12 protein-coding genes and 1 tRNA gene are annotated in these 13,171 nt (G+C 63.9%); 7 read left to right on the top strand and 6 right to left on the bottom strand.

The window, feature by feature from the left end; all coding sequences use genetic code 11:
• The first annotated feature begins 10 nt into the window (after positions 1–10).
• Positions 11–1,936 carry a transglycosylase SLT domain-containing protein gene (locus ACK1U9_RS15085; protein ID WP_108481385.1) on the top strand — a complete coding sequence of 642 codons (1,926 nt, stop codon included), beginning with the start codon at positions 11–13 and terminating at the stop codon, positions 1,934–1,936.
• 111 nt (positions 1,937–2,047) lie between these two features.
• Here ACK1U9_RS15085 and ACK1U9_RS15080 read toward each other — a convergent pair whose 3' ends face one another.
• Both ACK1U9_RS15080 and ACK1U9_RS15075 read right to left on the bottom strand, forming a co-directional pair.
• Entirely contained in the window at positions 2,048–2,851 is an 804-nt protein-coding gene (locus tag ACK1U9_RS15080) for an MOSC domain-containing protein (protein ID WP_046615840.1), read from the bottom strand.
• 56 nt (positions 2,852–2,907) lie between these two features.
• Positions 2,908–3,843 carry a chemotaxis protein CheV gene (locus ACK1U9_RS15075; protein WP_046615839.1) on the bottom strand — a complete coding sequence of 312 codons (936 nt, stop codon included), beginning with the start codon at positions 3,841–3,843 and terminating at the stop codon, positions 2,908–2,910.
• Positions 3,844–4,193: 350 nt separating this feature from the next.
• Here ACK1U9_RS15075 and ACK1U9_RS15070 point away from each other — a divergent pair, with 350 nt between their 5' ends.
• The 3 genes from ACK1U9_RS15070 to ACK1U9_RS15060 all read left to right on the top strand — a co-directional run bounded on the left by ACK1U9_RS15070 (position 4,194) and on the right by ACK1U9_RS15060 (position 6,624).
• On the top strand, positions 4,194–4,703 hold the full coding sequence (locus ACK1U9_RS15070) for a histidine kinase (RefSeq protein ID WP_085601692.1): 510 nt from the start codon (positions 4,194–4,196) through the stop codon (positions 4,701–4,703).
• Positions 4,704–5,078: 375 nt separating this feature from the next.
• On the top strand, positions 5,079–5,975 hold the full coding sequence (locus ACK1U9_RS15065; protein ID WP_108481386.1) for a sensor histidine kinase: 897 nt from the start codon (positions 5,079–5,081) through the stop codon (positions 5,973–5,975).
• A complete protein-coding gene (locus ACK1U9_RS15060; protein ID WP_046615837.1) occupies positions 5,965–6,624 on the top strand; it encodes a response regulator in 660 nt (219 codons plus the stop codon). Before ACK1U9_RS15065 ends, ACK1U9_RS15060 begins: the two co-directional genes overlap by 11 nt.
• Here the strand turns inward: ACK1U9_RS15060 and yegS are convergent.
• Positions 6,608–7,495 (bottom strand): lipid kinase YegS, encoded by an 888-nt coding sequence (gene yegS / locus ACK1U9_RS15055; protein WP_108481387.1) that lies wholly within the window; start codon positions 7,493–7,495, stop codon positions 6,608–6,610. The two genes, ACK1U9_RS15060 and yegS, sit on opposite strands and share 17 nt — an antisense overlap.
• Positions 7,496–7,750: 255 nt before the next feature.
• Here yegS and ACK1U9_RS15050 point away from each other — a divergent pair, with 255 nt between their 5' ends.
• On the top strand, positions 7,751–8,998 hold the full coding sequence (locus ACK1U9_RS15050; protein ID WP_108481388.1) for a glycosyltransferase family 4 protein: 1,248 nt from the start codon (positions 7,751–7,753) through the stop codon (positions 8,996–8,998).
• Here the strand turns inward: ACK1U9_RS15050 and ACK1U9_RS15045 are convergent.
• Both ACK1U9_RS15045 and moaB read right to left on the bottom strand, forming a co-directional pair.
• On the bottom strand, positions 8,987–10,174 hold the full coding sequence (locus ACK1U9_RS15045; protein ID WP_108481391.1) for a molybdopterin molybdotransferase MoeA: 1,188 nt from the start codon (positions 10,172–10,174) through the stop codon (positions 8,987–8,989). The two genes, ACK1U9_RS15050 and ACK1U9_RS15045, sit on opposite strands and share 12 nt — an antisense overlap.
• 22 nt (positions 10,175–10,196) lie before the next feature.
• Entirely contained in the window at positions 10,197–10,736 is a 540-nt protein-coding gene (gene moaB / locus ACK1U9_RS15040; RefSeq protein ID WP_025338313.1) for a molybdenum cofactor biosynthesis protein B, read from the bottom strand.
• 188 nt (positions 10,737–10,924) lie between these two features.
• Between moaB and ACK1U9_RS15035 the strand changes: the two genes are divergently transcribed.
• Positions 10,925–11,146 (top strand): YgdI/YgdR family lipoprotein, encoded by a 222-nt coding sequence (locus ACK1U9_RS15035; RefSeq protein WP_025338312.1) that lies wholly within the window; start codon positions 10,925–10,927, stop codon positions 11,144–11,146.
• 80 nt (positions 11,147–11,226) lie between these two features.
• A tRNA-Pro gene (locus tag ACK1U9_RS15030) sits at positions 11,227–11,303 on the top strand.
• Between the two features lie 190 nt (positions 11,304–11,493).
• On the opposite strand, the gene mqo is transcribed toward ACK1U9_RS15030, so the two are convergent.
• Complete coding sequence (gene mqo, locus ACK1U9_RS15025; RefSeq protein ID WP_108481389.1) at positions 11,494–13,068, bottom strand: malate dehydrogenase (quinone); 1,575 nt, start codon at positions 13,066–13,068, stop codon at positions 11,494–11,496.
• Between the last annotated feature and the right edge of the window lie 103 nt (positions 13,069–13,171).

Here is a 13,171-nt window from a genome sequence, read left to right as displayed (position 1 = left end):
CGGACGTATCATGCGCAGCCGCCTGTTACATATTGCATCCTGCCTGCTGCTCACCGCCGCCACCTGCGCGGCGCAGGCCGCCGACCTTACCCTGCAACGCCAGTACTATGACGAGGCCAAGCGCGCGCTGGCCAAAGGCGACAAAGGCCCGTACCTGCGCTATGCCCAGGCCCTCAGCGACTACCCGCTGACGCCCTACCTGGCCTACGACGAACTCACCGCCCGCCTGAAAACCGCCAGCAATCAGGAAATCGAAGGCTTCCTCGCCAAGCATGGCGACCTGCCCCAGGCCAACTGGATGAAACTGCGCTGGTTGCGCTGGCTGGCCGAACGCGGCGAATGGAACACCTTCGTCAAGTACTACGACCCCAAGCTCAATTTCACCGAACTGGATTGCCTCAACGGCCAGTACCAGCTCAGCCACGGCCTGCGCGCCGAGGGCTTTGCCACGGCCGAAAAACTGTGGAACGTCGGCAAGTCGCAGCCGGCCACCTGCGACACGCTGTTCGGCATGTGGGCGGCCGAGGGCCAGCTGACCGAGGCCAAGCGCTGGCAACGCACCAAGCTGGCGGCCCAGGCGCGCAACTACGGCCTGGCCAACAACCTGGTCAAGACCCTGACCACTCTCGCCCCACAGGGGCGCCTGCTGGTCGATGTGGCGCAAAAACCCGAGCTGCTCAACCAGCCGTCGCGCTTCACCCCGGTCAACGAAGCCATGTCCGACGTGGTCAGCCTCGGCCTGCGCCGCCTGGCCCGACAGGACCCGGAGCGGGCCATGACACTGCTCGACGACTACGCCCAGCGCATGCACTTTTCCCGAGACGAGAAGGTGGCCATCGCCCGCGAAATCGGCCTGACCCTTGCGCGCCGCTACGACCCGCGCGCGCTCGACCTGATGACCCGCTACGACCCCGAACTGCGTGATAACACCGTCAGCGAATGGCGCCTGCGCCTGCTGCTGCGCCTGGGCCGCTGGGAGGACGCCTACGAGCTGACCCGTCGCCTGCCCCAGGACCTGGCCAGCAGCAGCCGCTGGAAGTACTGGCAGGCGCGCAGCCTGGAGCTGGCGCAACCGAACAACCCACAGATCCCGCTGCTGTACAAGACCGTGGCGCGCGAGCGTGACTTCTACGGTTTCCTCGCCGCCGACCGGGCACAGACCCCTTACCAGCTGAACAACAAGCCGCTGGTGCTCAGCCCACAGTTGGTCAACAAGGTACGCAATACCCCGGGCATCCGCCGTGCCCTGGAGTTCCACGCTCGCGGCCAGATCGTCGAAGGCCGCCGCGAGTGGTACCACGTCAGCCGCCACTTCAGCCGCGACGAAATGGTCGCCCAGGCACGCCTGGGGTACGACCTGCGCTGGTACTTCCCGGCCATTCGCACCATCAGCCAGGCACAGTACTGGGACGACCTGGACATCCGCTTCCCGATGGCCCACCGCGACACACTGGTGCGCGAGGCCAAGGTCCGCGGCCTGCATTCGAGCTGGGTATTCGCCATTACCCGCCAGGAAAGCGCGTTCATGGAGGATGCACGCTCCCCGGTGGGTGCCAGCGGCCTGATGCAGTTGATGCCGGCCACGGCCAAGGAAACCGCGCGAAAGTTCAGCATCCCGCTGGCATCACCGGCGCAGGTGTTCAACCCGGACAAGAACATCCAGCTGGGTGCGGCCTACCTGAGCCAGGTACACAGTCAGTTCAACGGCAACCGGGTGCTCGCTTCGGCAGCCTACAACGCCGGCCCCGGGCGTGTGCGGCAGTGGCTCAAAGGCGCCAAGCACCTGAGCTTCGATGTGTGGGTGGAATCGATCCCGTTCGACGAAACGCGCCAGTATGTGCAGAACGTGCTGTCGTATTCGGTGATCTACGGGCAGAAGCTGAACTCGCCGCAGCCGCTGGTGGATTGGCATGAGCGGTATTTCGATGACATGTGATCGCTGGTGAGCCTGTTCCGACCCCTTCGCGGGTAAACCCGCTCTCACAGGTACTGCACCGCATTCAAACCCGGTGCAATACCCGCGAAGAGGCCGGCACAGGCAACACAGCTACTCCAGGATTTCGACCTGCATCCCTACCTCCAGCCACCCGCTGCCATCCACCGCCAGGTTTTGCCCGAACAGCACATCCCCTTCTTTCTCGCGGAAGGTCCTGAGCGTGGCCATCGGCTCGCGGTCCTCGCTGCGCTCGCCGGTTGCCGGGTCGATGGTGGTAAAGATGCAGCGCACACTGGGCTTGAGCACGCGAAACTCCAGGCTGCCGATACGAATCCGCTTCCAGCCATCTTCGGCAAACGGCTCAGCCCCCTGCACCACCAGGTTGGGCCGAAAGCGCAGCATCTCCATGGGCCGGCCGATACGCCGGTCGAGTTCGTCCAGCGAACCCTGGCCGATCAGCAACAACGGGAAACCGTCCGGGAACGCCGCCCGGTCACTGTTGAAGCCGTAGCCATTGGGCAGGTAACGCGCGCGCTGCTCCGGGCAATGCACCAGGCGCACGGCCTTGCCCAGCAACTGGCTCAGCCAGGCCGCCGCCGCATCGCCCGCATCCGGCACACGCAGGGTATCGCGCCAGATGGTCACGCCGCGCAGGGCATCATCGGCAGGTGGCACAGGCACCCACAACGGTGCCTGGCCAGGTGCTTCCAGCAGCAACTGGCCACTGTCATCATCGCTTGCCTTGATCCGGCCAAGCTGAGGCCAGGCGCGCTGGGTAAGGAAGCGTCCGTTTTCTTCCTCCACCACCATCCAGCGCCGGTCGCCGTGCACCCCCAGCAACCCCACCGGCGAAGCCTGCAAGCGTTGGGCCTGCCCCGACTTCACCGGGTACCGATACAGCTCACTGAGAAACATCCCTGCCGCCTCGCGTCATGCCAAAACGCCAAGCTTATACCCGGCAGGGGCTGGAATCACGCGGTAGCGGCGTCCAGCAACAGACGTTGCTTGACCACGTCGACAAGGCGATCGGGCTGGAACTTGGACAGGAAGTTGTCGCAGCCCACCTTCTTCACCATGGACTCGTTGAAACTACCCGACAGCGAGGTGTGCAACACCACGTACAGCTGGCGCAAACGGGCATCGCCACGGATCTCGGTGGTCAAACGGTAGCCGTCCATTTCCGGCATCTCGGCGTCGGTGAACACCATCAGCAACTTCTCGCACACGTTCTCTCCTGCGTCAGCCCAGCCCTTGAGCATGCGCAGCGCCTTCAGGCCATCACTGGCCACGTGCAACTTCACGCCCAACTGGGACAGGGTGTCGCGCAATTGCGCCAGGGCCACGCTGGAGTCGTCCACCAGCAGCACTTCGCGGCCGCGAGCCCGGGCCAGCACCGGGTCGGCGAGCTTGTCGCCGGAAACCCGGGCGTTGTACGGCACAATCTCGGCCAGCACCTTCTCCACGTCGATCACTTCCACCAGCTTGTCATCGACCTTGGTGATGGCGGTCAGATAATGCTGGCGTCCGGCGCTGGATGGCGGCGGCATGATCGCTTCCCAGTTCATGTTGACGATGCGGTCGACACCGCCCACCAGGAAGGCCTGCACCGAGCGGTTGTATTCGGTGACGATGATGGTGCTGTCCGGCCCCGGCTGCAGCGGGCGCATGCCGATCGCCTGGGACAGGTCGATCACCGGCAGGGTCTGGCCGCGCAGGTTGACCACACCGCAGACGAAAGCATGGCGCTGGGGCATCAGGGTCAGCTTGGGCAGTTGCAGCACTTCCTGCACCTTGAACACGTTGATTGCGAACAGCTGGCGGCCGGCCAGGCGAAACATCAGGATTTCCAGGCGGTTCTCACCCACCAGTTGCGTGCGTTGGTCTACCGTGTCGAGAATGCCAGCCATTGGAAAGCCCCCAGGCTTGAGTCGGAAAAAGTGAAATCATCCACCCTGTATCGGCGGCTTCACGCACACCTTGACCCTTGCGGGAAAATGCCGTGAAGGCAATTGATATCACATTACCATCATGCTTTACTGCGGGAAGCGCGAATGATTCAGCGGGACGGCAAAAGTTCCCCACCTGAGGCCCTTATCAGGGAAACCCTTAGCCACAATCGGGCGCAACCTGATGTTCGCGATATCCTTTAGCCATTAATGTGACGCCATTCTCATTGCATGAATGGAGTCAGGCTTTTGCTAGCTATCGTATTGGCGTGCCCGTCCCTTGCGCCTACCCCACGCGCGGGGGCTTCATGATGGACAGCGCCTTGCCGTTCGATAACGCCCTGCAGGGGTTCCTGCTGGATGCCCAGGTACTGCTGACCCAGGCCCAGGAATGCCTGCAGCATCTGGAATTGATCGACAATGACCCGGATGCCTGCCGCTGCCTGGACAACGCCCTCGACAACCTCGCTCGACAGGCCGCACACCTTGGCCTGCGCGAAGTCGCCCATTACACCACCGCTCTGCAGCAGTTGCTGGCCCCGGCCTGCCAGGGCGGTTGCCTGCAGCGCGAAGCTTTGCCCGCAGTAGGGGCCTGCCTGACCCTGCTGGCCTGGCAGCTGGAACTGGTCGACCCTTGCACCGGGCGGCTCAACCTGGACATCGGTGAACAGCTGGTGCTGCTGGGTGAACTGGCCAAGGCCGTGCAGCAACCGTTTGCACTACCCTGCACGCCTTGTAACGAGCAAGGCAGCGTGTGCATCCACCCGCATAGCGAGACGGCAGGCAGCACGCACTCCGGCCGCTCATCTGCCACCTATTGAACTGGTTTGAAATGCAGCTGGGCACGTTTATTCAGGCCCACCCAGGTCGAACTTGGAAAGTTCTCGAAAGTTTCCAGGTTGCCGGTGGCCAAGTTGAATCAACAGCGCGCAAGTTCCATGGCAAGTGCCTGGTGCACAATAAAGCCAAGTGGCACTTTGCTACTCTCCCGCGCCCGCCCCGCCGGCGTTTCATACCTTTACCCGACCGCGACCAATGCACTGCGAAGTGGTAACATGCGCCCCCACAAACGTTTGCAACCTGCAGCAAGGTCGCAGGATCACGTGTTCGAAAGAAAATAGAAAGTACTGCTCCAAAGCCTCTGACATGGATTGTGCAAGGCCTCCATCAGCAATACTTCAGTGGCTTCCCTACCTATGTCCCCACGCTTGAAGACTTCTTTGCAGTGCTGCTCCCGCACAACCCTGCTGCGCTGGACGACGGTCGGGCTGTGCATGGCCTCGCTGGTCGCCAACCTGTCGCTGTACCTGGCCGACCAGGCGATCCCGACCAGCCTGCTGCTGCTGCAGTTGGCCGCCACGCTGGGCGCTGTGGTGCACCTGGCCATGGGCGCCAGGTCGATCAACCTGCGCCCGGCGGAGTTGGCCGAGCGCATGCTCAAGGTCCAGGAAGACGAGCGCCAGCATCTGAGCCGGGAATTGCACGATGACATCGGCCAGTTGCTCACCGCCGCCAAATTGCAGTTGCAGTGGCTGCAAAAGCGCATGCCCGATGACCTGCAAGGCCACTGCGACGCCCTGCGCAGCACGCTGGACGACACCCTGGGCAACGTGCGCGATGTCTCCGCCCTGCTCAACCCTCGGCAGTTGGCCAGCCTGGGCCTGGAAGCCAGCCTGCGCGCACACCTGGTGCGTACCCTGGGCAACAGCGGCGTGCACTGGAGCCTGGCGTGCAACCAGCGCCTGGGCGGCATCGACGAGGCTGTGGCCATGGCGGTTTTCCGCATCACCCAGGAAGCCGTGACCAACATGCTGCGCCACGCCCAGGCTCGCAACCTTGTCGTCCGCCTGCAGCGCACGCCTGAGGGGTTGGCGTTGTCGATCCACGACGATGGACGCGGTTTCGTGCCAGCCAGGCAACCGGCCGAAGCAGGCCAGCGGGGCTTGGCCGGCATGCAGGAGCGGGTAACCGCGCTGCAGGGCAGCCTGGACATCACCAGCCAGCTTGGCCTGGGCACGCACATCGAGGCGATGTTCCCATGGCCACCGCGCACCCAGGAACGCGCCAGGAGTACTGCAACCCATGACCTGTAGGCTGCTGCTGGTAGACGACCACTCGCTGATCCGCGCCGGGGTGCGCGCACTGGTCTGCGACATCCCTGGCTATGATGTGATCGGTGAAGCCGACGATGGCAGCCAGTTGCTCGAACAGGTGCGTACGCTGGCCCCGGACATTGTCCTGCTGGACATCTCCATGCGCTCCACCAGCGGGCTGGACGCCCTCACCCAACTGCGCGCCAGCGGCAGCACCTGCAAGGTGCTGATCCTGTCGATGCACACCGACCCGGACCTGATCATGCGGGCCCTGGAAAGCGGCGCACACGGCTACCTGCTCAAGGACACCAGCGCCACCGAACTGGAACAGGCCCTTACCGCGGTGCGCAATGGCGAGCGCTACCTCAGCCCGGCCATCGCCCATACGGTCATCAACCAGGCGCTTCTGCACACCAGGCAGGGCAAGCAACCCGCAGGCGAGCGGCATAACCTCACGGCGCGACAGCTGGAGATCCTGCGCCTGATCGTGCGTGGCAAGTCCACGCGAGAAATCGCAACCGGGCTGGGCCTGTCGATCAAGACCGTGGAAACCCACCGCTCGCAAATCATGAAACGCCTGCAGATCCATGATGTGGCCGGCCTGGTGCTGTTCGCAGTGCGCGAGAAAATCATCAGCCTGGACGACTGAGCAACGGCGACCCCTCTGGCAAGTGCAGGCGCAGCGCAGCGGGCCTGGCCTTGAAGCGCAACTTGTCGGCCTGTACCGGCTCGCCATCCAGGTTGATGTCCAACCCTTGCGAGCACTTGATCTCGACCCAGGGCAACCTGGCCCTGACCAACAACCCGTTGCCAGCCAACAGTTCACGCAGCGCCCCGACCATCTCCTGAGGTGCCGGCAGGATGGCGATATCGAGCAAGCCATCATCCACCAGGGCCTCGGGGCACAGCACTTGCCCACCCCCGGCCTGGCGACCGTTGCCGATCCCCAGCGCCAGCAGGTCACCCTGCCAGTCGAAACCCGGCCCTCGCAGCTCTACCGAGGCTGCCTGCAGTTCGCTGAAACGCGACAAGCCAGTGAACAGATAGGCGGCAGCGCCCAGCACTTTCTTCAGGTCTTCGGAGGTATTGGCCGTGACCTGGCTGCCAAAACCGCCCGTGGCCATGTTGAGGAACAACTGGTCACCGGCCTGGCCCAGGTCTATTGGCCGCGCGGGTATGTTCAGCAAGGCCAGTGCAGTGGCAGGCTCCAGGGGTATGCCGGCGGCCTTGGCAAAATCGTTGGCCGTACCCAGCGGCAACAACGCCAGGCTGGCCTGAGTACCTGCAAGCCCCATGGCCTCGGCGACATCACGCAACGTGCCATCCCCACCTCCGGCGACGATATGGCCGTAGCCGACAGCCAGCGCCTCGGTGACCAGGCGCTGGGCGTCACCGGCCTCCCAGGTGACCCGCACATCCAGTACCCAGCCACTATCGCGCAAGCCATGCACGGCGCTGCGCACGTCTTCGTTCATGGCCTGCTTGCCATGCAGGATCAGCATTGCCTTGCGCCCTTGCATGTGTGCGCCTCCGTGAAGTGATCAACCCAGATCTCGACCCTTCGCAACCGCGGATCGTTGCATGCATCCCAAAAAATAGCAGGCCAACGCGGTCGATTTTGTGGGAGCGGCCAGTCTTTTCCCCACGCCTGGCAATGCCCGGCTATGCTCAGCAGATACACTTTATTGCCACGGACGCGCCCCCGGCAGTGGTTCTACCACTGCTGCCCAAGGGCGCGTCTTGCTATCCGCAGCCTTTAGCGAGGATTTCGGGTCATGCGCATTCTCTGGACACTGCCGTACCTACCCTGGCCGACCACCAGCGGCAGCAAGACACGGCAATACCACCTGATACGCGCCCTGGCACAGCGGGGTCACCGGATTACCCTGCTGGTGCAATCGAAGATCCCGCTGGGCGATGCCGCCCGCGAGGCCCTGGAACCGCTGCTCGAGCGCCTGATCGTGCTGCCCCGTCGCCCCCTGCACAGCCCGCTCAACCTGCTGGCCTCGCCAATCATCGCCTACCCCATGCGGGCAATCATCAATGGCCTGGCTCCTTGCCTGCGGCACCGCTTCGAGCAATTGCTTGACGAACCCTGGGATGTGATCCAGATCGAGCACAGCTACAGTTTTCAACCCTTCGAAAAGGCCTTGCAGGCACGCGGACTGCCGTACATGCTCAGCGAACACACCCTGGAATCGGTTATGGGTGGCGCCAGCCACGATCGCCTGCCGCTATGGCTGCGCCCGCTCAACGCCTTCGACCGCTGGCGCTATCGACGCTGGGAACAGCGGGTATTGCGCCAACCAACCGAACTGGTGGTGGTCAGCACCCACGATGCCGAGCTGATCGCGCAGATCAGTGGACGCCCGGTGAACGTGGTGGTCAATGGCGTGGATTGTGATTTCTACCAGCACGTGCAACCTGCGCTGCACAGCCAGCGCTTGCTGTTCGTTGGCAACTTCGAGTATGGCGCGAACCTGGAGGCCATCGAATGGGCGCTGGAAGACATCATGCCGCAGGTCTGGATGAGCAACCCGGCGGTGCGCCTGGCGATTGCCGGGCATGCCATGCCCGCCAGCTGGAAACTGCACTGGAACGACCCGCGCATCGAATGGTTCGGCTACCGCCCCGACTTGCGTGAGCTGCAGCGGCGTTCGGCGCTGTTCTTCGCACCGCTGCGCTATGCCGGTGGCTCCAAGGTGAAGATCCTCGAAGCGATGGCCGCGGGCTTACCGGTGATCACCACCGGCAAAGGCGTTTCAGGCCTGACCGCGAACAACGGTGAGCACTACCTGGGCAGTGAGGATGGCGACCAGCTTGCCCTGCTGATCACCCAGTTGCTCAACCAGCCTTGGCGCATGAGCCAGTTGAGCGCTGCCGGGCGCCAGTTCGCCCGCCAGCGACATGACTGGAGCGTGGCCGCCCAGCAACTGGAGAACGTGCACATGCGCCTGGCCCAGGCGGCACCGGTCGAGGCGGCGGCACTGGGCAGTGCCTTGCTGGGCCGCTCAGCCAAGTAGTTCGCTGAAGGGAATGAACGGCACGCTGTCCCCCCGCGTCGGCGTACTGCCTTCGCGCACCTCCACCAACCCCTCGGCCCAGGCCGCACTGCGCAGCACGCCAGAGCTCTGGTTCTTGTAGATGCGCACCTGGCCCTGTTCGATACGGGCGCGCAGGTATTCGCGGCGCGTGCCGGCCTTGGGCCAGTCAAAGCCGGCCGGCATGTCGAAGCGCAGCGGCGTGACATCGGTCACACCCTGACGCCGCAACAGGTAGGGCCGGGTCAGCAGGCCGAAGGTGACCAGGGTCGAGGCCGGGTTACCCGGCAGCCCGATTACCGGCACACCCTGGAAGTGGCCGAAGGTCAGCGGCTTGCCCGGCTTGATCGCCAGCTTCCACAAGGCCAGCTCGCCGGCTTCGCGCAGGGCGGCGCCGAGGTAGTCGGCCTCCCCCACCGAGACACCGCCGGTGGACAGGATCAGGTCGACATCGCCCAGCTCGGCCAGGCAGCTGCGGGTGCGTGCCAGGTCATCCGGCAGGATGCCCGCATCGACCACGTCGCAGCCCAGCCGCTGCAACCAGCTGACCAGCAGCCGGCGATTACTGTTGTAGATCTGCCCCGGCCCCAGCGGCAGGCCGGGTTCGACCAGTTCGTCACCGGTGGACAGCACCGCCACCCGCACCTTGCGCACCACGTCCAGCCGGCCGTGGCCCAGGGTCGCGGCCAGGCCCAGCTCGATCGGCCCAAGCCGGGTGCCGGCGCTCATCACCTGTTCGCCCTTGCGGGTTTCCTGGCCCTGGGGACGAATGTTCTGCCCGATCTTCAGCGCTTCAAGAAAGCGTACCCGGCCATCCTCCGCCACTTGGGTGTTTTCCTGCATCTCGACGCAGTCGGCGCCTTCGGGCAGCGGCGCCCCGGTGAAGATACGCGCACAGGTGCCCGGTTGCAGCGGCTGCGGCGCATGGCCGGCGAAAATCCGCTGGCTGACCGGCAGGGGTTTGCCCTGCCAGTCGGCCAGACGCAAGGCGTAACCGTCCATGGCGCTGTTCGGCCACGGTGGCAGGTCGAGCGAGGCCACCAGGTCGCTGGCCAGCACACGGCCCTCGGCTTCGGCCAGCGGCAGGTTCTCGGTGTCGCGGATAGGTGCCGCTTCGGCCAATGCCAGTAGCTGCTCCAGGGCCTGTTCCACCGGCATCAGCGGCCGGGCCTGGGGCACCTCAACCACGGCTGTCGCAGGCCGCTGCCTGCTTCAGGTGCGGCACGAAGTTGCACGGGCGATGGCGGGCATCCAGCTGCTCGGCGAGGATGCCGTCCCAACCGGTGCGCACCGCGTTGGTCGAACCCGGCAGGCAGCACACCAGGGTACCGTTGGCCAGCCCGGCCAGGGCCCGCGACTGCACCGTGGAGGTGCCGATGTCGGCCACGGAAATCTGCCGGAACAGCTCACCAAAGCCTTCTACCTGCTTGTCCAGCAGGCAGGCCACGGCCTCGGGGGTGCTGTCGCGGCCGGTAAAGCCGGTGCCACCGGTGATCAGCACCACCTGCACGCTGTCATCGGCGATCCAGGTGGCGACCTGGGCGCGAATCTTGTACAAGTCGTCTTTCAGCAGCACGCGCTCGGCCAGGCGATGACCGGCCGCGCTCAGCCGGTCGACGAACAGCTGGCCGGAAGTATCGGTGTCGAAGGTGCGGGTGTCGCTGACCGTGAGCACGGCGATGTTCAGCGGCACGAATGGGGTATCTGCCTTGGCTTTCATGGGGGTCCGTCACAAGAACATGGGATGGCCGCAGTTATAACACAGCACGCGCCCATCACAGCGTGACGCCCGTGGCCCTTGCTCTCGATCAATGCCACAAGTTTGCCGCTATGCTGCACTGTAGACGGAACTTGCGTGGACGCCCTGCGTCTTAATGTCATCTAGCACCATCGCACTGGAGAAACACGATGATTCAACGGACCCTACCCGCCTTTCTGCTCGCCTTGGGCCTGGGCGCCCTCGCTGGCTGCGCATCGCCAACCGTCATTACCCTGAACGACGGTCGCGAAATCCAGGCCACCGACACACCGAAGTTCGATGAAGACTCCGGTTTCTACGAATTCGAGCAGCTGGACGGCAAGCGCACGCGCCTGAACAAGGACCAGATCCGCACCGTCAAAGAGCTCTGATCGCAGCCTGTTTTTTGCAAAGGCCCTTTTAACAACAAGGGCTTGCGTGCAAAAAAAGTATGCAGTAGGATTTCCTTCATCGGAGTGTAGCGCAGCCAGGTAGCGCGTCTCGTTCGGGACGAGAAGGCCGCAGGTTCGAATCCTGTCTCTCCGACCAAATCCTCGTCAAAAAGCCCGCCTCGTGCGGGCTTTTTGTTGTGCATCGAAAAGTCCCTGTAGGAGCGGCGTTGTGTCGCGATGGGCCGCAAAGCGGCCCCAGATCCCGGCATCGCTGCACATATCGCCGGGGCTGCTTCGCAGCCCTCTCGCGACACAAGGCCGCTCCTACAAAGGGCTGCATCAAGCGGTCATAACGCTTGCTCGGCCTCCACCGGCACATACAGCAACTGCAGGCGCTCGCTGCTCCATGCCCGGGTCTGGTTGGTCAGCGCCAGGTTGTTGTTCAGCTTCTGGCCATAGCTCGGCACGATTTCCTTGAGCCTGGCCTGCCAGGCTGGCGACTGGATACGGTCCTTGAAGGTCTTTTCCAGCACGGTCAGCATGATCGGCGCCGCGGTCGAGGCGCCCGGCGATGCCCCCAGCAACGCAGCGATGCTGCCGTCCTGGGCCGCCACCACTTCTGTACCGAATTGCAGCACACCGCCCAGTACCGGGTCCTTCTTGATCACCTGAACCCGCTGGCCGGCCTGCAGCAGCTTCCAGTCTTCGTTCTTGGCGTTGGGGAAGTACTCGCGCAGCGCGTTCATGCGGTCATCGAAACTGAGCATCAACTGCCCCATCAGATAAGTGCTGAGATCGATGTTGTCGATACCGGCATTGACCATCGGCAGTACGTTGTGGCTGTTCAGCGAGGCGAACATGTCCAGCAGCGATCCGTGCTTGAGGTACTTGGTGGAGAAAGTGGCGAACGGACCGAACAGCAGCACCTGCTTGCCATCGATCATCCGCGTGTCCAGGTGCGGTACCGACATCGGCGGCGCGCCGACCGAGGCCTTGCCGTACAGCTTGGCCTGGTGGCGGGCGACCAGGTCTGGGTTGTCGGTCATCAGGAACTGGCCGCCGACCGGGAAGCCGGCATAGCCTTCGGCTTCGGGGATGCCCGACTTCTGCAGCAGCTTCAGCGCGCCACCACCAGCACCAATGAACACGAAACGGGCGTTGACGGCCTTTTCCTCGCCGCCGTTGGCCAGGTCGGCCACCCGCACATGCCAGGTACCATCGTCGTTGCGCACGATGTCGCGCACTTCATGGCGCAGGTTCAGCGACACATTGGGGTTGCGGGTCATCGCGGCGAACAGCTGGCGGGTGATTTCGCCAAAGTTCACGTCGGTGCCAATGGCCATGCGCGTGGCGGCGACCTTCTGCCCCGGGTCACGGCCTTCCATCACCAGCGGTGCCCACTTGCGGATCTGCTCGTGGTCTTCGGAGATTTCCATGCCGCGGAACAGCGAGCTGTGCTGCAGGGCGTCGACGCGCTTGTGCAGGAAGGCAACGTTGTCGTCGCCCCAGACAAAGCTCATGTGTGGCACGTTGTTGATGAACGACTTCGGGTTGCTCAGCACACCCTGCTCGACCTGGTAGGCCCAGAATTGCTTGGACACCTCGAACTGCTCGTTGACCCCGACAGCCTTGCTGATGTCGATGCTGCCGTCTTTGCCGACGCTGGTGTAGTTCAGCTCGCAGAACGCGGAGTGACCGGTACCGGCGTTGTTCCAGGCGTTGGAGCTTTCTTCGGCCACCTGGTCCAGGCGCTCGTAGATGTCGACCTTCCAGGAAGGCTCCAGCTCGGTGAGGTAGGTGCCCAGGCTGGCACTCATGATGCCACCGCCGATCAGCAGCACGTCGACGGTCTTTTCCGGTTCCGCGGGTTTGGAGCAGCCGATGACGCCCAGGCAGAGGAACGTCAGCAGGAATTTCTTCATTGATGTTATCCAGTTGTTGTGTACACGCGCGCCGCCTTGAGCAGGGAACGTGCCAACTGAGTCTGGAGCAGTGAATACAGGGGGTGGGCGACGGGTCGCATGG

The sequence above is a fragment of the Pseudomonas sp. XP1 genome, assembly GCF_053557675.1.
The sequence above is the reverse complement of the archived record's forward strand: the minus strand, read 5'-3'. Positions and strand labels throughout refer to the sequence as shown.

Bases quoted from the DNA above. Each gene is read 5' to 3' on its own strand.
- ACK1U9_RS15085 (WP_108481385.1), top strand. From the start codon at position 11: ATGCGCAGCCGCCTGTTACATATTGCATCCTGCCTGCTGCTCACCGCC.
- ACK1U9_RS15080 (WP_046615840.1), bottom strand. From the start codon at position 2,851: ATGTTTCTCAGTGAGCTGTATCGGTACCCGGTGAAGTCGGGGCAGGCC.
- ACK1U9_RS15075 (WP_046615839.1), bottom strand. From the start codon at position 3,843: ATGGCTGGCATTCTCGACACGGTAGACCAACGCACGCAACTGGTGGGT.
- ACK1U9_RS15070 (WP_085601692.1), top strand. From the start codon at position 4,194: ATGGACAGCGCCTTGCCGTTCGATAACGCCCTGCAGGGGTTCCTGCTG.
- ACK1U9_RS15065 (WP_108481386.1), top strand. From the start codon at position 5,079: ATGTCCCCACGCTTGAAGACTTCTTTGCAGTGCTGCTCCCGCACAACC.
- ACK1U9_RS15060 (WP_046615837.1), top strand. From the start codon at position 5,965: ATGACCTGTAGGCTGCTGCTGGTAGACGACCACTCGCTGATCCGCGCC.
- yegS (WP_108481387.1), bottom strand. From the start codon at position 7,495: ATGCAAGGGCGCAAGGCAATGCTGATCCTGCATGGCAAGCAGGCCATG.
- ACK1U9_RS15050 (WP_108481388.1), top strand. From the start codon at position 7,751: ATGCGCATTCTCTGGACACTGCCGTACCTACCCTGGCCGACCACCAGC.
- ACK1U9_RS15045 (WP_108481391.1), bottom strand. From the start codon at position 10,174: ATGCCGGTGGAACAGGCCCTGGAGCAGCTACTGGCATTGGCCGAAGCG.
- moaB (WP_025338313.1), bottom strand. From the start codon at position 10,736: ATGAAAGCCAAGGCAGATACCCCATTCGTGCCGCTGAACATCGCCGTG.
- ACK1U9_RS15035 (WP_025338312.1), top strand. From the start codon at position 10,925: ATGATTCAACGGACCCTACCCGCCTTTCTGCTCGCCTTGGGCCTGGGC.
- mqo (WP_108481389.1), bottom strand. From the start codon at position 13,068: ATGAAGAAATTCCTGCTGACGTTCCTCTGCCTGGGCGTCATCGGCTGC.